This is a genomic window from Panacagrimonas perspica, from assembly GCF_004364935.1.
Classification (GTDB): domain Bacteria; phylum Pseudomonadota; class Gammaproteobacteria; order Nevskiales; family Nevskiaceae; genus Panacagrimonas; species Panacagrimonas perspica.
Map to the genome: position 1 here is coordinate 25,262 of NZ_SOBT01000010.1, position 20,177 is coordinate 45,438.

General features: G+C 66.3%; 13 protein-coding genes and 2 pseudogenes. 10 read left to right on the top strand and 5 right to left on the bottom strand.

The features are described 5' to 3' along the window. Positions 1 to 59: 59 nt before the first annotated feature. Positions 60 to 1,286 carry a choice-of-anchor tandem repeat GloVer-containing protein gene (locus DFR24_RS16870; RefSeq protein ID WP_133882614.1) on the bottom strand — a complete coding sequence of 409 codons (1,227 nt, stop codon included), beginning with the start codon at positions 1,284 to 1,286 and terminating at the stop codon, positions 60 to 62. A gap of 281 nt (positions 1,287 to 1,567) precedes the next feature. Here DFR24_RS16870 and DFR24_RS16875 point away from each other — a divergent pair, with 281 nt between their 5' ends. Then, positions 1,568 to 4,510 (top strand): AAA family ATPase, encoded by a 2,943-nt coding sequence (locus DFR24_RS16875; protein ID WP_133882615.1) that lies wholly within the window; start codon positions 1,568 to 1,570, stop codon positions 4,508 to 4,510. Positions 4,511 to 4,573: 63 nt separating this feature from the next. Here DFR24_RS16875 and DFR24_RS16880 read toward each other — a convergent pair whose 3' ends face one another. Together DFR24_RS16880 and DFR24_RS16885 are read right to left on the bottom strand one after the other, a co-directional pair. Beyond that, positions 4,574 to 5,137 (bottom strand): type 1 glutamine amidotransferase domain-containing protein, encoded by a 564-nt coding sequence (locus DFR24_RS16880; protein ID WP_133882616.1) that lies wholly within the window; start codon positions 5,135 to 5,137, stop codon positions 4,574 to 4,576. Positions 5,138 to 5,267: 130 nt separating this feature from the next. Next, positions 5,268 to 7,184, bottom strand: a complete 1,917-nt coding sequence (locus DFR24_RS16885; protein ID WP_133882617.1) for a sensor histidine kinase — start codon at positions 7,182 to 7,184, stop codon at positions 5,268 to 5,270. 298 nt (positions 7,185 to 7,482) lie between these two features. On the opposite strand from DFR24_RS16885, the gene DFR24_RS16890 reads away from it, so the two are divergent. The 4 genes from DFR24_RS16890 to DFR24_RS16905 all read left to right on the top strand — a co-directional run bounded on the left by DFR24_RS16890 (position 7,483) and on the right by DFR24_RS16905 (position 12,206). Continuing rightward, positions 7,483 to 8,973: an RAD55 family ATPase gene (locus DFR24_RS16890; RefSeq protein ID WP_162851277.1), complete on the top strand. Its 1,491-nt coding sequence runs from the start codon at positions 7,483 to 7,485 to the stop codon at positions 8,971 to 8,973. Between the two features lie 9 nt (positions 8,974 to 8,982). Next, complete coding sequence (locus DFR24_RS16895; protein WP_133882619.1) at positions 8,983 to 9,351, top strand: response regulator; 369 nt, start codon at positions 8,983 to 8,985, stop codon at positions 9,349 to 9,351. A 318-nt stretch (positions 9,352 to 9,669) separates the two neighbouring features. Continuing rightward, entirely contained in the window at positions 9,670 to 10,566 is an 897-nt protein-coding gene (locus DFR24_RS16900; protein ID WP_133882620.1) for a hypothetical protein, read from the top strand. Between the two features lie 467 nt (positions 10,567 to 11,033). Continuing rightward, positions 11,034 to 12,206, top strand: coding sequence for an alpha/beta hydrolase (locus DFR24_RS16905; RefSeq protein ID WP_211346626.1), 1,173 nt, complete (start codon positions 11,034 to 11,036; stop codon positions 12,204 to 12,206). 123 nt (positions 12,207 to 12,329) lie between these two features. Here the strand turns inward: DFR24_RS16905 and DFR24_RS16910 are convergent, their stop codons facing one another. Then, entirely contained in the window at positions 12,330 to 12,716 is a 387-nt protein-coding gene (locus tag DFR24_RS16910) for a TraR/DksA C4-type zinc finger protein (protein WP_210772536.1), read from the bottom strand. Positions 12,717 to 13,210: 494 nt separating this feature from the next. Here DFR24_RS16910 and DFR24_RS16915 point away from each other — a divergent pair, with 494 nt between their 5' ends. From DFR24_RS16915 to DFR24_RS25495, 5 genes and pseudogenes are all read left to right on the top strand, one after another. Beyond that, complete coding sequence (locus tag DFR24_RS16915) at positions 13,211 to 16,642, top strand: response regulator (protein WP_407075125.1); 3,432 nt, start codon at positions 13,211 to 13,213, stop codon at positions 16,640 to 16,642. Between the two features lie 17 nt (positions 16,643 to 16,659). Continuing rightward, complete coding sequence (locus tag DFR24_RS16920) at positions 16,660 to 17,484, top strand: CheR family methyltransferase (protein ID WP_210772554.1); 825 nt, start codon at positions 16,660 to 16,662, stop codon at positions 17,482 to 17,484. Further along, the gene (locus tag DFR24_RS16925) at positions 17,481 to 18,116 is read left to right on the top strand and encodes a chemotaxis protein CheB (RefSeq protein ID WP_133882624.1); all 636 of its coding nucleotides are present in this window, start codon (positions 17,481 to 17,483) and stop codon (positions 18,114 to 18,116) included. The genes DFR24_RS16920 and DFR24_RS16925 overlap by 4 nt, the downstream gene beginning before the upstream one ends. 4 nt (positions 18,117 to 18,120) lie before the next feature. Further along, a pseudogene (locus tag DFR24_RS16930) lies at positions 18,121 to 19,212 on the top strand (hybrid sensor histidine kinase/response regulator); the annotation flags it as partial. 126 nt (positions 19,213 to 19,338) lie between these two features. Beyond that, positions 19,339 to 19,695: pseudogene (locus tag DFR24_RS25495) on the top strand (response regulator); the annotation flags it as partial. A gap of 36 nt (positions 19,696 to 19,731) precedes the next feature. On the opposite strand, the gene DFR24_RS16935 reads toward DFR24_RS25495, so the two are convergent. Continuing rightward, a complete protein-coding gene (locus DFR24_RS16935) occupies positions 19,732 to 19,980 on the bottom strand; it encodes a hypothetical protein (RefSeq protein WP_133882625.1) in 249 nt (82 codons plus the stop codon). Positions 19,981 to 20,177 lie beyond the last annotated feature (197 nt).

Here is a 20,177-nt window from a genome sequence, read left to right on the forward strand (position 1 = left end):
GGCAGGGGCTGCGAGTACGCAACCGGCAATCCCGGGCTAACGATCGCGGCAAATCGTGATCAAGGCGCAACGACGATGCGATACGCGGTCCCGTTGCCGCTCGCCGTGCCGCCGTACGTGGTCGTTCCGTAGAAGCTTCCGTCCGGGGCCTGGATCGGCGGCGACGAAGGAAGGCTCGCGTCTGCCGGTCCGTTCTTGAACGAGTAGCTCACCAGCGTGCCGCCCGTCGTGATCCGGAAGAACGTGCCGGCGCCATTGCCCCCGCCAGCGGATGTCGTCCCGTAGAAATATCCGTCGCGCCCCTGGATCAGGTTCGATTCGGGCGCGTCGCCATCGGTGCCCGTGAAGACATGCAGCGCCTTGAACGTTCCGTGCGGCGTGATCTTGAACACGAGCCCGTGGGCGTGGGCGCCACCGCCCGATGCGGTGCCGAAGAAATTGCCGTCGCGCCGGATCAGGCCACCTTTGGGATGCGCGCCGTCGGCAGCCCCGGCGAAATCATGGAGGACCCTGAACGTGCCGCCGGTCTTCGTCATCTTGAAGACGGTTCCCAGATTGCCGGCTCCACCCGACGTCGTCGTGCCGTAGAGAAATCCATCCGTGCCGAAGACCAGCGACGCCGACGGGCCACCGCCGTCGGCTCCGGAGAACGTGTGCAAGGTCGTCAGCGTGCCCTGCGCATCGACCTTGAAGACGGTGCCCTGGCTGAGCCGGGATTTCCCGCCCGCGCTGGTCGTCCCGTAGAAGTTGCCCTCGGCGTCCTGCACGAGTCCGCCCACCGGGATCTTGCCGTCGGTCTTGCAGTTGAACGCGTGCAGAAGCGTGAACGTGCCTTGCGGCGTGATGCTGAAGAAGGTTCCGCAGCCGTACTCGCCTCCATAGGCGGCGAGGCCGTACAGGAATCCATCGCCGCTCTGCAGCAAGGGCGCCTGCGGGAACGTACCGCCCGGCGTGCCATCGGAGAATGAATACAGCACGGTCGTTTCGCCGGCCAGCGTCATGCGGAAGACGGTTCCCGCCGTCTCGTCGACCTGCCCCGCGCTGCCGGCGAAACTGGTCCCGTAGAAATTTCCGTCCTGCGCCAGGATCAGGCCGCCGCCCGGGAAGAAACCGTCGCCGTAGGTGGCGAATGAATGGATCACCGTTGCCGTGAACCCCGCGAAGGCCGGCGCCGGTGACAGGCCGGCCGTCGCGACGAGGGCAAGGACCGCGACGCGGCGGACGCGTCGTGAACGTGCGGCCATGCGCTCGCTGGAGGGTTCACTGCGGAGGATCGGCACGAGCATGGTCTGGAATATCCCCGGGGCAGTGGCGGTGGTGCGGCGGCGTCACGACGCCGTGAGCGTGCTCGCGTAGCAAGACACGCTCCCATCGTGGGAAATGCCCACAGGACGGAGATGCATCGTCCACACGTCGTCTTTTCCGCTTCCTGCGTGCGAGCGCCTGCGGCTGAGGTCCTCCGGCTCCTGTCCGGCGTTTGCGCGAATCAACGCGCTGGCCCGACAATGCATCGCACCATGCAAACGTCCATGGGCGAACTCCGAGCAAATTCCGAGCTTTCGAATCTATGCCCGAGGCCTCGTCGCTCTATTTCGGTCCCTATCGACTGATGGGTCCGCAAGGTCCCCTCTTGATAGGGACCCGGCGCCTCGACCTCAAACCCAAGGCGCTCGGAGTGCTCTGGGAACTCGTTCGGCAAGCCGGCGAGATCGTGACCAAGGACGCCTTGCACGAGAGGCTGTGGCCGACGACCGTCGTCGGCGAGGACGCGCTGGCGTTCCAGATCCAGGCTCTGCGCCGCGTGCTGGAAGACGACGCGAAACAGCCGCGCTATATCGAGACCTGCCACCGCGTCGGCTACACGTTCATTGCGCAGGTCACGCCGGAGCGGCGTCAAACCGCCCGCCGACTCGAGGACGTCGCGTCGCGGATCACCACGGACACACTGCCGCCGTCACCCACGTTCGTTGGCCGCGATGCGCCGCTGGCGCAACTCGACCGGCACTACGCCAAGGCGTTGCGCGGCGAGCGGCAGCTGGTGCTCATCAACGGCGAGGCGGGCATCGGCAAGACGTCGCTGGTGCAGAGTTTCCTCAGCCGGCTGCCGCACGCGCCGAACCTCGGCTACGGTCAGTGCGTGGAGCAGCACGGCGCAGGTGAAGGCTATCGGCCGGTGCTCGAAGCGCTCGCTTCCCTGTGCCGCCAGCCGCAAGGGGCGCAGGTCGTGGACGTGCTCCAACAGACCGCACCCACGTGGCTGATGCAGCTTCCGGCGCTTCTTTCCCCGGATGACGTCAAGCTGCTGCAGGCGCGCGTGGCCGGCGCGCCGCGCGAGCGCATGCTCCGCGAAATCGCCGACGCGCTGGAAGCGATCAGCACCGAGATGCCGCTGATCCTCGTGCTGGAGGATCTGCACTGGAGCGATCCGTCGACCATCGAGATGCTGGCGCTGGTGGCGCGGCGGACCGCGCCCGCCCGCCTGCTGATCCTGGGCACGTATCGGCCGGCGGATGTCTCGTTCACGAATCATCCACTCAAGGCGATGAAGCAGGAACTGGTCGCTCGCGCGCAGGCCGGGGAAATCCCGCTTGGAAATCTGCCGCCCGCCGATGTGCAGACCTATCTGGCGCGCCGTTTTCCGGAAACCGGCGATGAGGCCGCTCTGTCCGCGTTCGTCTACCAGCGCACGGAAGGACATCCGCTGTTCATGGTGCAAATGGCGGACTACCTGGCCGCCGACCAGGCGCCCGAGAAAGGAGCGTCGGCTGCGAAGGATCGGCTCGAGGCGGCGATTCCGCAGGGCTTGCGGGAACTGATCGAAGTGCAGCTCGGGCGGCTTGACGAACGGGAGCGACGCGTCCTGGAGATCGCCAGCGTGCCGGGCGCGGAATTCGCCGTCGCCAGCATCGCGGCGGCCGTCCAGATGCCGGAAGAGGAAGCAGAAACCTGCTTCGAGCAATTGGCGCGACACGGGCAGTTCATCGAAGGCCGGGGACTCGCGGCCTGGCCCGATGGCACGGTCAGCGGACGATATGGATTTCGCCACGCGCTCTATCGGGACGTTCTTTATTCACGCATGAGCGCACGCCAGCGGGCGCAGGCTCATCGGGCGATCGGATCGTGCGAGGAACGCGCCTACGTCGAGCGCGCCGTTGAGATCGCGGCGGAGCTCGCCGTGCATTTCGAGCGGGGGCAGGATCCCGCGCGCGCCGTCCACTACTCTCATGCGGCAGGAGAACGAGCGCTCCAGCGATCGGCGAACGCCGAGGCGACTGCTCATTTCACGAAGGCGCTCGATCTGCTCGCCACCTTGCCTGCGACCGCCGAGCGGGCGAAACGCGAGCTGCGCCTGCAGGTCAGCCTGAGCTTCTGCCTGACGATGACCAAGGGCTATTCGGCTCCGGATGCGGAACGGGTGAATGCCCGCGCCTACGCATTGTGCGAGCAGATGGAGGAGACGCCGGCGATCTCCTCGGCCTTGTTCCGCATCGGACGCTTCCACCTCGTGCGCGGCGAGATACGCACTGCCCGTGCGATCGGAGATCGCCTGCTGCGAATCGCGCGGCACGCCGAGTCGCCCACGTTGCTCTCGCAGGCTCACACGGCGGCCTCGTTCGAATATTTCTCGCTGGGCGACTTCGCGGCCGCACAGGAACACGCGGAGCAGAGCATCGTCCTGGACGATCCGCGGCGATACCAAGGGTCGGCCAACGTGTCCGTCGATGATTCCAGCGCGGTGAGCCAGTGCGTCAGGGCCTTCGCATTGCAGATTCGCGGCTATCCCGATCAGGCGCGGCTCGGCCTGCACAAGGGCGCCACGCTGGCCCGGGGATTCGGCGTTCCGTTCGCGACCGGTGGGACGCTTCTCTCCACCGCGGACCTGCATCTGATGCGCAGGGAGAGCCGGGCCGTGCAGGAAACGGCGGAGGCCTTGATCGCCTACGCCGTCCGCGAGGGATTTCCGTACTACGTGGCGCGGGCCACGATGCTCCGCGGCTGGGCGCTGGCCGACCAGGGGCAGGCCGAGGCGGGCATCGCGGAAATCCGCACCGGCCTCGGGATGTTCGAGGTCGCAGGTGCCCGGCAGTGGATTCCCTGTTGCCTGGGCCTGCTGGCCGAGGCCTACGGGCGCGCGGGGAATGCGGAGCAAGGACTCCGCGTGCTGGCCGAGGCACTCGAGATCGCCGGCAAGACCAGCGAGCGTCAATACGAGGCCGAACTCCATCGGATCAAAGGCGAGCTCTCGTTGCAGGAGCCGCTGACGAACTGCGCGCAGGCAGAAGCCTGCTTCCAGATGGCGATCACCATCGCACGCCGGCAGGAAGCGAAGATCTACGAATTGAGGGCAGCGCTGAGCCTGGCCCGTTCGTCGACACAGCGGAGCAAGCGTGCGGCGGCCCGCAAGGCGCTGTCGGACGTCACGGCCTGGTTCACCGAAGGGTTCGACACGCAGGATCTCGTTGCCGCGAAGGCGCTGCTCGCGGAGACGGCGACGGAGCGATCGGTCTGAGCGAGGACGTCCGGCGGGTTGTTTCGCTCCTTCGAGACCCGCTACCCGTTTCAGCAATGAAGCTCAGCGTCGCGTGTGTCGGCCCTCGGCGAACTCCTCGATCATCTTGCGGTTGAAAGCCGGCAGATCGTCCGGCTTGCGGCTCGAAACGAGGCCCTGGTCGACTACCACTTCCTCGTCGACCCAATCAGCGCCCGCGTTCCTGAGATCGGTCTGCAGCGAGGGCCAGGATGTCAAGCGACGGCCCTCGACGACGCCGGCGTCGATCAGCGTCCATGGGCCATGGCAGATCGCGGCCACCGGCTTGCCGGCATCGAAGAACGCCTTCACGAAGCGCGTCGCGGATCGATTCGCCCGCAGGTGATCCGGGCTCATGACGCCTCCGGGCAGCAGCAGCGCATCGAAATTCGCGGCATCCGCAGAATGGACATCGTCGTCGACGGCGAACGCCTCGCCCCAGTCCTGGGCCTTCCAGGCCCTGACCTTGTCCGGCCTGGGCGACACCACGCGGGTCCGCGCGCCGGCCTGCTGCAACGCGTCGCGCGGCCCTGTGAGTTCGACCTGCTCGAAACCGTCGGTGACGAGGATGGCCACCGTCTTTCCTTCCAGACTTCCCGTCTGTTTCATTGCCGTTCTCCTGTTCCACACATGGAATGCGAGAACCACGCGCAATGCACGTACCCGCGCCGGAACGGGTTCCTGCAGATTCCTTCGTGCAGAACAGACGACCACCGTGGCGGGCGCAATGCGGCGGACCTCAGGCGGCGCGAACGCTCCCGACGGACTCCGACACCTTCGCCTCGGCCAGCGGCAACTCGACGACGAACTCGCTGCCCTTGCCCAGGCCCTCGCTGAAGGCCGTCACGCTGCCGCCGTGCAATTCGACGAGGCGGCGCACCAGCGACAAGCCGATGCCCAGCCCGCTGCGCGAACGATCCGCCGCCGGAGCGAGCTGGGAAAACATCTTGAACAGCTGGGGAATCGTCTCGGGCGCCATGCCGATGCCGTCGTCGATCACGCGGACCTTTCCGACCGTGTCCGTACATTCGACGACGACGCGGATCCGGCCGCCCGAATCGGTATAGCGCGCTGCGTTGTTGAGCAGGTTCGAGAAGATCTGCGTGAGGCGATGCGGATCGGCGATCAGCCCGATCGGCTGATCCCCTTGCACCAGTTCGAGCGTGTGGTGCCCCTGCTCGATGACCGGCTGGCTGGTCTCGATCGCCTCGGTCAGGGCGTCCGAGAGCAGCACGTATTTCTTGCGCAGCTCGAGCGATCCGCGCGCGACGCGCGACACGTCGAGCAGGTCGTCGAGCAGCCGCGACATGCGCTGCAACTGTCGCTGCATGAGCTTGCGTACGCCGTGCAGCCCCGCCACGTTGTCCTTCATCGATTCCAGCAGGTCCAGGCCGGTGACCAGCGGGGCCAGCGGATTGCGCAGTTCGTGCGCGAGGGTGGCAAGGAACTCGTCCTTGCGCCGGTCCTCGGTCCTCAGCTGCTCCTGCAACGCGTGCAGCTCGCTGACATCGGTGTGGGTGCCGAACCACTGAAGCACCCTGCCCAGTTCGTCCTTGAGCGGCACCACCTTGGTCAGGAACAGGCGATAACTGCCGTCGGCGGAGCGCAGCGGAAACGTCGTTTCCAGCGGCGTGCCCTGCGCAATGGTCTGCTCCCAGGCTGCCTGCGCGCTCCGCAACCATGCAGGGTCGTGCGCGGAGGCCCAGCCGCCGCCTTTCATCTGGTCGAACGTGCTGCCGGTGTAGTCGTACCAGCGCTGGTTGAACCAGTAGATGTCGCCATCGGGGCGCGCCATCCACATCAACTGAGGAATGGTCTCGACCATCGTGCGGAAACGATCCTCGCTGGCGCCGAGCGCGAACTCCGCGCGCTTGCGATCCGAGATGTCGCTCGCCAGCCCGGTGAGATGCCGCTGTCCGGTCTGCGAATCCACGCGCAACGTCGCGCGGCTGCTGAACCACTTCACCTGGCCGTCCGGCAACAGGGCGCGGATCTCGACGCGGTGCGCCTCCCCTCCGGCCAGCACGTGGGCGACGACGGCCAGGGTGCGCTCGCGGTCATCGGGATGGATCAGTTCGATCGCACCGCCCGCCGTGATCTCGGCGGAACCCAGCAGCGCTCGCGCGCTCGCGGAGTGACTCACCTCACCGGTATCGAGGTTGTGATCCCAGGTCACGATGCGGCCGACTTCCAGCGCAAGCTCGATCTGTTCGTCGCGCACCCGCAGTTCGCGCTGCGCGACGCGCAAGGCCTGCGCCTGGACTTCGACGCGCCCGCGAGCCAGGTGCATCGCCTCCGCCACGAGGCAGATGACCACGGCGGTGAAGCAGAACAAGGCGAGGCTCGCGCGATCGCCGCTGATCATCAGGGTCATCGATGCCGCCGGCGGCAGCAGCAGGTACGCGCAGACGAACGTCGACAGCGCCACACAGATCAGTCCGCCGAACAGTCCTCCCGCCCAGGCCGAGAAGATGACGGCCAGGAAGAACGGCATGTAGGTCGCGTTGTGCAGCCAGCCGGCGAGTTCGAAGCGCAGGATCACGGCGAGCGCGACGCTGACGACCGCCACGATGGCCGCAGCGAGGCGGCCGACGGCCGGACGTGCGACGACACGGCGATAGGCGTCGAGGAATCGTCGACGTCCAGCGTCATCCATGCTGTTGATCTCCCCTCGGTGCGCTCCCCTGCAACCCAGGGAACGGGCGGGATGATACCAATGGCCCGAAGCCCCTCCGATGCAGCAGCGGGCCGACTCCCGCCGCTGCAATTTGCACGTGCTTCGTACGGGACGACGGACTTGACCGGGCGGTCATCCGGAAGCGAGCACCGCCCCCCGCATTCCTTGCGAGTGAACGCCGTCGCGGATGATTCGACGGCCGCTCCCCCAGTGCCCGCTTGCGGTCGGTGAGCTACATTTCGCGTCTCAATCAAGAAGAAGCCGAAGCCAGAACCGAATGAACTCGCCAAAGGGGAAGATCGAACCACTCGACCAGATTCCGAGTGGCATACCCGGGCTCGATACCATTCTTCGCGGCGGTTTCCTTCGCGCCGGCATCACGATCATCCAGGGCGTGCCGGGCGCCGGAAAGACGATCCTGGGCAACCAGCTTTGCTACAACCACGTCGCCAACGGGGGCAAGGCCATCTACGTGACGCTGCTGGCCGAGAGTCACGCCCGGATGATGCTGCACATGTCCCAGCTGAGTTTCTTCAACGCGGATCTGGTGCCGGAACGCCTTTATCTGATCAGCGCGTTCCGCGTCCTGGAAGAGTCCGGCCTGAAAGGTCTGCAGGACCTGCTGCGTCGCGAAATCCAGAAGCACGGAGCCACCGTCGTCGTGCTCGACGGCCTCGTCGCAGCCGAAGAAAGCGCGACTTCCGCGCGCGAATTCAAGAAGTTCATTCACGAACTGCAGACGCAGGCGTCGCTGACCGACTGCACCATCTTCCTGCTCACCGGTGCGGGCAGCCGGCCCGTCGCCCCCGAACACACGATGGTGGACGGCATCCTCGAGCTGAAATCGGAGAACGTCGGCCGCCGGACGGAACGCGTGCTGGTGGCCCACAAGATGCGAGGCGTGGACGTACTGCGCGGACATCACGCCATGCGCATCACCGCCGGCGGCATGGAGGTGTTTCCCCGGATCGAGGCCGTCATCGGCGATCCGGATACGCCGCCCGCTCACGTGACGCGCGCGCTGTCTTCGGGACTGCCGGTTCTGGATCGCATTACGGGTGGAGGCTTCCCCCAGGGTTCGACGACGCTGCTGGTCGGCGCCGTCGGCGTGGGAAAGACGACGCTGGGATTGCAGTTCCTCAGCCAGTGCACCGCCGATGCGCCGGGCGTGATGCTGAGCTTCTACGATGGCCCGGCCGCTCTGCTGACCAAGGCGGGAAACCTGGGTTTGAACTTTGCTGATGCGGTCGCCCAGCACGCGGTGGAAATCATCTGGCAGCCCATCACGGAGGGGCAGCTCGACGAGATCTGCGACCGCTTCCTCAGGATCGTCCGGCTCAAAAAGGCAAAGCGTGTGTTCATTGATGGCATCGGGGGACTCAGCCGGATCGCGGGAGACCAGGACCGCCTCGCGCGCGTCCTCGCCGCGCTGAACATCGAATTCCAGCTGCGCGGTGTGACCGCGATCTACACCGCCGAGTCCGATCTGAGCGCCGCCATCCATGGCAAGCCCTTCGATGGCTTGTCGTTGCAGGGTGTCTCGTCGGTTGCGCACAACATCGTGCTGATGCGCTACGTGGAGTTGCGCAGCGAGCTGCACCGCATGATCTCCGTGCTGAAGGTGCGCAGCGCACGGATCGATTCGGGCCTCCACCTCTACACGATGGGACCCAAGGGAATCGAGATCGAGGACGACACCGCCGGTGCCGCGCGGATCCTGCATGCGCTCGAATCATCGGGATCTTCCGCCCGCGTGCTGGACGCCTAGGCGCATAACATGGCTTCGGTTCTGGTCGTCGACGACGAATTCGGCATCACCGAGGTACTCGACGCGCTGCTGACCGACGCCGGGCATCACGTACGCCGCGCCATCAACGGCCGCCAGGCGCTGGAACTCGTGCACGAGCAACGGCCGGATCTGATCCTGCTCGACATGATGATGCCCATCATGGACGGCCCGACGACGCTCAAGGCCATTCGTTCGGACCCCCAGAGCGCGTCGACGCCGGTGATCCTGATGAGCAGCCTGCCGCCCGACAAGGTCGTGAAGATGGTCGATCAGGCTTTCGAGAGCATTCTTACGAAACCCTTTCGCGCCAAGGATGCGATCGAGGCGATCAACACCGCGCTGACCGGCAGCGCCTAGCTGCGCAGCTGGCATCCCGCTGCATCGGAACGATGCGCGAAGGGAACACGGGCCTGCCCGCAACGGCTTCTTCCGTCGCCGGACCTCAAGGCGAATTGAGCCCCTCTGGTTTCCCACGTCGGGCAATTCGCCCTCGCGTCGCTGCGCGCGGCGGAACCGGCATGGGCGATCCGCGCTGAAAACAAGGCGTTTTTCGTCTTTTGTTCTCTAACGACGGTTTGCACGCTCCATGCATCGAGGAGCGCCAGCCGCGGGCACATCGCGGCCACGCTCAAAACACGACAAGGCAATGCCGCCCTCAACGGAGAGACATCACACATGAGTATCTCGACCTCGGTACCGCTTGCAGACCCGGCGGTCCCGCTTGCAACGCATGCGCATGGAAGCGCCGAATCGCTGTGCTGGAGCGCCATCATCGCCGGCGCCCTCGCCGCCGCGGCGCTCTCGCTGATCCTTCTCGTGCTCGGTAGCGGCCTGGGCTTCGCCGCCATGTCTCCGTGGAAGCAGGATGGCGCCACAGCGACGACGCTGGGCGTTTCGGCGGTGCTCTGGACCATCCTGATGGCGGCTGCGGCCTCGGCCATCGGCGGTTACCTCGCCGGCCGGCTGCGGCATCGATGGATGGATGTGAAACCGGAAGAGCGTTTCTTCCGCGACACCGTGCACGGCCTTCTGACCTGGGCCCTGGCGACACTGCTCACTGCCGCACTGCTCACATCCGCAGCGGCAGGAACCGCAAAAGGCACCGCACAAGTTGCATCCGCGGCGCTGGAAGGTGCGGGCAATGCGGCCGCGACGCTGGTGGATGACGAATCGCTCGCGGACGACTATTTCAACGACGCCCTGTTCCGCTCCGATCGCGCATCCGGTCCGGCGGACCAGGCGGAACGTGAAGAAGTGCGCCGCATCGTGGCGTTCGATGCGATCGGCGACGAGCCGATGACCGATGCCGATCGTCGATACGTCGTGGCCGTCGTGGCGCGTCAGACCGGGCTGAGTGTCCCCGAGGCTGACGTGCGCGTCACGCAAACGATGAATCGTGCGCAGCAGACCACGAAGGAACTGGAGACGGCGGCTCGCGAGGCGGCGGATGCCGCGCGCAAGGCGGCTGCAAAGGTTTCGCTCTGGCTGTTCGTGTCGCTGCTCGTGGGCGCGTTCTGCGCAACCTACGCCGCGACAGTCGGCGGTCGGCATCGCAACGCGTGGCCGCGTTGATTCTCCATTCCTGACCCCATACGGACGGATCTCCACATGCAATCAATCCTGCTCTGGTTTCTCGGTATTCCCATCCCCATCATCATCCTCATCGCCGTGCTGACATGAACCGGACGGGATGCGCGCTTGTCCGCGTCGCGCATCCCGTTCAGTAAACCTTCATCGCACGCCCGTAAGCTGTACCCATCGGTTGGAACCCTGCCTCCCTCAGGGTCTCTCCCCAACGGTCCGCCCCGACCGTCCAACCGATAGGCCCCCTCCCCCAAGGGGGCCATTTTTTTGTGCGCCGTTCCCGCACTTGTGTTGTTCCCCGGACGAGATCGCGCGCGGGAACGTGGCTTGCTCGGGCCGTTCCTGGAAACGAGTGTTCGACTCGCGTGAGGAATGCATCGCATGGGAACCGTCCTTGAAAACCGCCTGAAACGAGCGATCTTCCGCCGTTTTTCGTTGCCCCTGGGCCAATGAACATGGGGGCGCAGGATCTTCCGGCTTCTGCCCTGGACGCCGTGCTCGACACGAGCACGGCGACGTCCGTTCGTGCTCGCAAGCGTCCACCGCGCAAGCTGCTGACGTTCGCTTCGCGCAAGGCCGTACGCGGGCTCGCCCGCCTTCAACGCGTCCGGCTCGATCGCGTGATCTCCGAACCGGGGGCGCGTGCCCGCGTGACGACGCGGCTGATCCGCTGGCTCTGCCGCTCGGCGGATCGACACTTCGCCAGCGACGATGCGCTCGTGCGGCTGCGACGCCGGCTTGCGTGGATCGACCGCGCGCGCGGCATGCTGAACCTGGGTCGCACCGAGCGGTATACGTGGAAGCGAAGCAAGCTCGACGGCGTGCGCGTACGCCTCGTGAATCCCGAAGCCGCGGCGGCGAACCAGCCGCCTTCGTCGGTACTTCTCTATCTTCACGGCGGCGCGTTCCTGTTGCGCACGCTCAACGGCCACATGAATCTCGCGGCCGGCATCGCGCGCGCCGCGGGCCTGGACCAGGCCGTGCTCCCGATCTATCGACTCGCGCCCGAGTGCCCGTATCCCGCCGCGATCGACGACTGCCTTGCGGCTTACCGGAGCCTGCTCGCGCGCGGCCTTCGCGGCGACCAGATCGTGCTGGCCGGCGACTCCGCCGGCGGCGGGCTGGTGCTGAAGCTGCTGATGCGCCTGCGCGACCGGGGCCTGCCGATGCCGTGCTGCGGCGTGCTGCTCTCGCCGTTCACCGACATGTCCTGCTCGGGCCGCTCGATCCAGACGAACGCCGGCAAGGACCCCATGTTCGGACGCATTCCCGCGATGAACGTGCGCTTCTATCTGGGCCAAACCGATCCGCGCGATCCGCATTGCTCGCCGCTGTTCGGCGACTTCGCAGGGCTACCGCCGCTGATCGCGCAGGTCGGCAGCACCGAACGTCTGCTCGACGACAGCCTGCGCCTGGCGCCACGCGTACGACGCGCCGGCGGCGAACTCGAAGTCGAGGTGTGGAACGGCCTGCCGCACGTATGGCAGGCCATGGGCCTGCCGGAAAGCGCGCAGGCGATCGAATCGCTCGGGCGCTTCGTCCGGCGTCGGCGTGCACAGACCGGGCCCTCGATTCCCGCAGAGGTCGCGATGGACGAGCCGGCGCCACGTCGTACCGCCGCAGCCTGATCCACCACCGGCCTCGGGAACCCCCGAGACCGGAATCAGCGCGTCATCCGCCGCCGAGCGTCAGACCGCGAATCGAGTCGATGCAAACCTGGACGGCTCGGGACCACCGAGGCGTCCGATGCGTCAGGTGTAGACCGCTGTCGTCGCAGTGGGCCGCGCCAGCAACCGCGAAATCCCGATCGGTTCGCCCGACTTGGTGCAATACCCGTATTCCTTCGCATGGATGCGGCGCAGCGATTCGTCGATCTTCTGCAGCAGCGTCGATTCGCGCTCGCGCAAGCGCATTTCCAGCCATTCCTGCTCTTCGCGCGTGGCGCGATCCGCGGGGTCCGTGGGGACGTCGGCGGTTTCGAGATTTTCGCGCAGCTCTGCCTGACGCGTTCTGAGTTCGTCCCGCATCGCCATCAGGCGATCGCGAAAAAAGCTCAGCTGGGCTGGCGACATGTAGTCGGATTCCGGTGCAGCGCGAAGTTCTTCTTCGGTCATCTGTGAGCGTGAGTCGAGTGGCATGAACATCCTTCGGCGAACAGTATGAGGGAAGGAGCCCCTCCAGCGGAGCCGATGACTTGGCCTCCTCTGTTCGATCCACGCACCAGACGCCCGCCGTAGCCTCGCGGAGCCGCTTGCCGATCGAACACGAACCCTTCCTGCCCGCATATGACAAGGCCACGGCGTTTACGTTCCAGGCTCGAGCCTTGCGCGCCGCGCGCCCCGTCCCGATCCCGACGGTCCGTAGCCGGAAACGGCGGGCGCCGCGCTCCCGGAAGCGGCATGCCTATTTGCAATTTGCCCACGTTGCTCGCCCCTGCCCGAAAGGCGAATATCCGCCGCTGATGCGGGCCGGCTCGCAGGTCGGCGACCACACGCGCCGCAGCGGCGACGCGCCCCGCGAACAACAGGAGTCGCGGTCGCGGAGCGACGGATATCCGCACCGCGCCCACATCATTCGGGGATGTTTGAACGTGACATCGACAACCGACCGCGCCGCGGACGCGGGTTCCGAGATTGAAGCGCACCGCTTCACCTACCTGCCCCTGGGAACCCTCATCGGGTTGCTGGTGGGAACCTTCGTCGTCGGCATCCTCGCCCTGCTCTCGGCGCGTTCGCTGGATGCCCGCGCCGTCGCTCGCGAGGACGTGACCCGAACCCTGGAAGTCATCGCCCAGGTCGCCGAGCTCCAGACCTTTCTCAACAACGCCGAGACCGGCCAGCGCGGTTTCCTGCTGACGGGCGACGACGCGTATCTTGAGCCCTACTCGCTGGCCCAGCGCGACTTGCCCGAGCAGATTGCGACGGTGCGCCGGCTGACGGAGGGGAACCCGCGCCAGGCCAACGCTCTGGACCGGCTCGAACAACTGATGGCCGAGAAATTCTCGGAGATGGAGCAGACCCTCGCCCTGTATCGCAGCGGCAAGGGGGCCGAGGCGCTCGCCATGGTTCGCACCGATCGCGGCAAGGCCGCGATGGATGCGGCACGACAGATCGTCAGGGAGCTCGACGAGGAAGAGCGCTCCTTGCTCGCCAGCCGGGAAGAGAACTGGAATCGCGCGGTCGAAGTCTCGTTCTGGGTCAGCCTGGGCGGATCCGGATTGCTGCTCGCGCTCATCCTCGCCGCCAGCGTGCTGGCCTCGCGCGATCACCGGGCCAAACAATCTCTCGCCTGGATCCGTGCGGGGCAGGTTCGGCTGGCCGTGCGCATCCAGGGCGAACAGCGGCTCGAACAGCTCGGCGAGAACGTCCTCGATTTTCTCGCACGCTACATGCGGGCGCAGGTGGGGGCGATCTACATCGCCGAGGAGGTCGGAAGCTTCCGGCGCTTCGCGGGGTACGCGCTTGCGCCCGACATGGAAGCCGTGACGCTGCGCTCCGGCCAGACCTTGCTCGGCGAAGCCGCGCGGCAGAACACACCGCTGCTCGTCACCGATATCCCGGCCGATTACCTGCCGGTGACGTCTGGCGCCGGCAGAGGCAAGGCCCGGGCGCTGCTCATTGCGCCCGCTTCGGTCGATGGCGCGGTACAGGCCGTCATCGAGCTGGGCTTCTTCCGCGAGGTCAGCCCCGCCGATCACGAACTGCTGACGCGCGTGTCGGAGATGCTCGGAGCGGCGGTCCGCGGATCCAAGGACCGTACGCGACTGGAGCAGTTGCTCGAAGAAACGCAGCGCCAGTCCGAAGAGCTGCAGACGCAGCAGGAAGAACTGCGCGTCAGCAACGAGGAACTGGAGGAGCAGGGCCGTGCGCTGAAGGTGTCGCAGGCGCAGCTCGAAGGCCAGCAGGTGGAACTCGAGCAGACCAACTCGCAGCTCGAAGAGCAGATGCAGATGCTCGAGGCGCAGAAGGACGATCTCTCCCGCGCCCAGGTGGCGTTGACCGAGAAGGCCGACGAACTCGAGCGCGCCAGCCAGTACAAGAGCGAGTTCCTGGCCAACATGAGCCACGAACTGCGCACGCCACTGAACTCCTCGCTGATCCTGGCCAAGGTGCTGGCCGACAACAAGGGCGGCAATCTGAGCGACGAGCAGGTCCGCTTCGCGCAGACCATCACGTCGGCCAACCAGGATCTGCTGGCGCTGATCAACGACATCCTGGATCTGGCGAAGATCGAAGCCGGCCAGGTCGAGCTGAACGTGGAGTCGCTGCTGGTGGGCCGCACTTCCGAAAACCTGCTGCGCGGCTTCGAGCCGCTGGCCCGGCAGAAGAAGGTCGCGCTCAAGCTCTCGGTGGAACCGGGAACGCCGGAGCGCATCGATACCGATCCGCAGCGCCTGGGCCAGGTCCTGAAGAACCTGCTGTCCAATGCGCTCAAGTTCACCGATCGCGGCGAAGTCTCGCTGCGCATCTTCCAGGGCGCCGAGGACACGCTGCATTTCGCGGTGCGCGACACCGGCCTGGGCATCGCCAAGGACCAGCAGGGGATCATCTTCGATGCGTTCCGCCAGGCCGACGGCAGTGTGCATCGTCGATACGGCGGCACCGGGCTCGGCCTGTCGATCTCGCGTGATCTGGCTCACCTGCTGGGCGGCGAGATCACCGTGCAGAGCGCGCCCGGTGAAGGCAGCGTGTTCACGCTGATCCTGCCGCGCATCTATACCGCTCGTGCTCCCGACGACGCTACGCCTTCGGTATCAACGCTGACGCCGCTGCCGGCGGCTGTCGAAGCGCCGCGTTCGACGCGGACCCCTGCGCCGGCTTCCGCCAAGCCGTCGGCGGGCATCATCGAAGACGATCGCGAATTCCTGAAACCCGGCGGCCGCGTACTGCTGGTCATCGAGGACGACACGAATTTCGCGCTGATCCTGCGTGATATCGCGCGCGAGATGAATTTCCAGTGCATCGTCACGCAGACCGCCAACGACGGGCTTGCGGCCGCGATGACCTATCTGCCGAACGCGATCGTGCTCGACATGAATCTGCCCGATCACTCGGGCATGGGCGTGCTCGACACGCTCAAGCGTACGGCGCAGACGCGACACATCCCGGTGCACGTCGCCTCGGTGATGGACTACTCGCGCGAGGCGCTGGAACTGGGCGCCATCGGCTATGCGCTCAAGCCGGTGCAGCGCGAAGCGCTGGTCGATGCGTTCCGCCGGCTGGAAGCGAAATTCTCCCAAGGTCTCAAGCGCGTGCTGGTCGTGGAGGACGATGCGCGCCAGCGCGACGCCATCCATCAGCTGCTCGGCAGCCCGGAGGTGCAGATCATCGCCGTGGAGAACGCCGGCGCGGCGCTCGACCAGCTCCGGTCACACACCTTCGACTGCATGGTGATGGACCTGAACCTGCCGGACCTGAGCGGCTACCAGCTGCTCGAACGCATGACCGAACAGGAAGGCGTGTCCTTCCCGCCGGTGATCGTCTACACCGGACGATCGCTGACGCGCGAAGAGGAACAGACGCTGCGCAAGTTCTCGCGCGCGATCATCGTCAAGGACGCACGCTCACCCGAGCGCCTGCTCGACGAGGTGATGCTGTTCGTCCACCAGGTCGAGGCGAGCCTGCCGCCGGAGAGCCAGCGCATGCTCAAGGCCGCGCGCGATCGCGACACGGCGCTCGAAGGGCGGCGCATCCTGGTCGTCGAGGACGACGTGCGCAACATCTTCGCGCTCAGCAGCGTGCTCGAGCCGCGCGGCGCGAAGATCCAGATCGCGCGCAACGGCATCGAGGCGATCGACGCGCTGACGCGCAAGCTGGAGCCGAACGAGCGGGCCATCGACCTGGTGCTGATGGACATCATGATGCCGGAGATGGACGGCTTCACGGCGATGCGCGAGATCCGCAAGCGGGCCGAGTTCAGGAAGCTGCCGATCATCGCGCTGACGGCAAAGGCCATGCGGGACGATCAGGAGAAGTGCCTGGCTGCAGGCGCCAACGATTACATCGCCAAGCCGCTGGACGTGGACAAGCTGCTGTCGCTGGTGCGGGTATGGATGCCGCACTAGATCCATTGCCGCCTGGAATGTCGCAGGAATTCCAGATCGAACTTCCGCTGCTGCTCGAGGCGATCTACCTCAAGTACCACTACGACTTTCGCGAGTACGCCAACGCGTCGCTGAAGCGGCGCCTGAGCGCTGCGCTGGTGCGCTTCGGCTGCCGCACGCTCTCGCAGCTCCAGCAGCGCATCCTGCACGAGCCGGCCATATTCCCGATCCTGCTCGACTACCTGACGGTGCAGGTCACCGAGATGTTTCGCGACCCCAACTATTTCAAGGCGCTGCGCGAGCACGTCGTACCGCTGCTGCGAACCTATCCGTCGCTGAAGATCTGGGTGGCGGGCTGCAGCACCGGGGAAGAGGTGTACTCGCTGGCGATCCTGTTGCGGGAAGAAGGCCTGCTCAGCCGCAGCCTGATCTACGCCACCGACATCAATCCGCAGGCGCTGCAGCGCGCCGAAGCCGGCGTGTTCGACATCGACCGCATCCCCGCCTTCACCGAAAGCCATCGGCGCTCGGGTGGACACTCGTCGCTGTCGGACTACTACACCGCCGCCTTCGGGCGCGCCGTGATCGACAAGTCGCTCAAGAAGCACATCGTGTTTTCCGACCACAGCCTGGCGACCGACAGCGTGTTCGCCGAGGTGCAGCTGGTGTCGTGCCGCAACGTGCTGATCTATTTCAATCGCGAACTGCAGGACCGCGCGCTCGGCCTGTTCGCGGATGCCTTGTGCCGCAAGGGATTCCTCGGCCTGGGATCCAAAGAGTCGCTGCGCTTCACGGCGCTGGCGGGCGCGTTCGCGGACGTGTCTCGCGAAGACCGCATCTTCCAGAAGAAGGACCGCGCGTGAACGCGGCCACGCCACTGGGCCATCGCGTCGGCGCCATCGTCATCGGCGCGTCGGCGGGCGGCGTGGAAGTGCTCTCGACCTTGCTGCCGGCGCTGCCCGAGACGATCCGCGCCGCGGTCTTCGTCGTGCTGCACCAGCCGCCCGACCGTCAGAGCATCCTGGCGGAGATCTTCAGCCGCAAGTGCAAGCTGCCGGTGCGCGAGGCCGAGGACAAGGAACCGATCGAGCCGGGCACGATCTATTTCGCGCCGCCCAATTACCATCTGCTGATCGAGGCCGGCGCCCGCATCGCGCTGTCGGTCGACGATCTCGTGCAGTTCTCGAGGCCGTCTATCGACGTGCTGTTCCACTCCGCCGCCGATACCTACCGGGAGCGGCTGCTCGGGATCCTGCTCACCGGCTGGAACGAGGACGGAGCGGCAGGTCTGCTGGCGGTGCACGCAGTCAAGGGCATCACCATCGTGCAGGACCCGCAAAGCGCCGAGGCGCCGGTGATGCCGCAGGCCGCCATCCGCATGCACAGTCCGGATTTCGTGCTTCACCCTCGCGCGATCGCCGATCTGTTGCACGGCCTCGAACCCGCTCCGGCAACGTCCGGGACTTCCCCTGCGCGTGCCGCTCCTGCACCCTGACCCCATGCGATCCTCGATCAAATGCCTGCTGGTCGACGACCTCGAGGAGAATCTCGTGGCACTGGGCGCGTTGCTCGAGCAGGACGGCGTCGAATTGCTCAAGGCGCGCTCCGGCTCCGAGGCGCTGGAACTGCTGCTGGTTCACGACTTCGCGCTGGCGCTGCTGGACGTGCAGATGCCGGACATCGACGGCTTCCAGCTCGCCGAGTTCATGCGCGGCAGCGAGCGCACCCGCAACATCCCGATCATCTTCGTCACCGCCGGTACACATGAACCGCATCGCGTGTTCAAGGGATACGAGACCGGCGCAGTGGATTTCCTGCACAAACCGGTCGATCCGCAGATCCTGGCCAACAAGGCTGCGGTGTTCTTCCAGCTCTATCGCCAGAAACTGCAGCTGGCGGAGGACCTCAAGGAGCGCACCGAGACGCTGCGCCTCAACGAAATGTTCGTGGCCATTCTCGGCCACGACCTGCGCACACCGCTCAACACGATCCTGACGTGCGCGGAAACCCTGCTGAAAGCCGACGGCGATGCCCCGGTCCGCGACGCCGCCGATCGCATCCAGTCGAGCGGACGACGGATGCAGACGCTGATCGAGAACGTGCTGGACCTTGCGCGCGCGCGCCTCGCGGGTGGCATCGCGCTCAAATGCGATCACGTCGAACTCGATCGGCTGGTGGCGGCGACGGTCAAGGAACACCAGTCGCTCGCGCCGTTGTCGCGGATCGACGTGACGCGGCACGGCGATCTGCGCGGCGAGTGGGATTCCGATCGCCTGGCGCAGGTCCTGTCCAATCTGGTCGGCAATGCGCTGCAGCACGGCGAGGCCGGCCAACCGGTGCTCGTCCTGCTCGACGGCGCGCAAGCCGACACGGTCACACTGACGGTGGCCAACGCCGGTTCGATTTCGCCCGAGTCGTTGGCGCATGTCTTCGATCCGTTCGGCGGCGGCCGTCGCCAGCGTGCGCGCAGCGAGGGCCTGGGCCTGGGTCTCTACATCGTCCGGCAGATCGTCGACGCGCATGGCGGAGAGATCGGCGTGCACGTGGAAGGCGATCAGCGCACGGTGTTCCGCGTGACGCTGCCTCGCCGCGTCCTGCGTTCGGGCGCGGTCGTCGCGCAGGACAGGGACCGCGGCATCTTCCGTCTCGCGGACGAACCGCCGCCGGCCACGGCGAATGCACGCGTCTCGAAAGGGGTGCGCCGCATTCTGGTCGTCGACGACAACCACGATTCCGCCGATTCGCTCGCGATCCTGCTCGAGATGGACGGCGATCAGACGCGCACCGCCTACGACGGACTCGAGGCCCTGCAGGTGGCCGCCGAGTTCGAGCCGGACGTGATCGTGCTGGACCTGGGACTGCCCAGGCTCGACGGCTACCAGGCCGCTCGGCGGATCCGCGAGCAGCCTTGGGGACGCGACATCGTCCTGATCGCACTGACGGGCTGGGACAACGAGGACGATCGTCGGAAGACGCGTGAAGCCGGTTTCGATCGCCACCTGGTGAAGCCGATCGACGGCATCGCGTTGCAGAAGATTCTCGCGGAACTGACACGCAGGACGGCGACGGCCTGATTCGTCGTCCGCGTCCTGGACGAGGGTGCCGACTCCCTAGCCGCTCGGGGACGCGTCGCCGGACGGACGCATCGACGAACCCCACTCGGCCGCCGCCGGCGCCGCGCCATCGTCGGACTTCACGTTCTTGACGATGACCACCGCCAGCGCCATCAGCAGCAGCAGAACGAACATCGCCACCGGCGAACGCCGCCGGAATGCCGGATTGCGCGCGCAGCAGTTCGGGCACTTCCTGCAATACAGGCTGATCGGGATTTCGCAGTCCTGGCAGCGGAGCACGGGCATGGCCGTTCGAGCATAACGATCATGGCGCTCGACGGGCAGCCTTGCACACGGACGGCTTGCGGCGCGTCGAGCGCAGCGGCGCATCCAGCGAGACCCGGACGGGCGCGTGATCACTCGCCTGGAGCAGGCCGCGCACCCAGCGATCGACACCTGCATTGTGGAATCCGCCGGCTCATGTCGAATCTCCCCGGATGGGT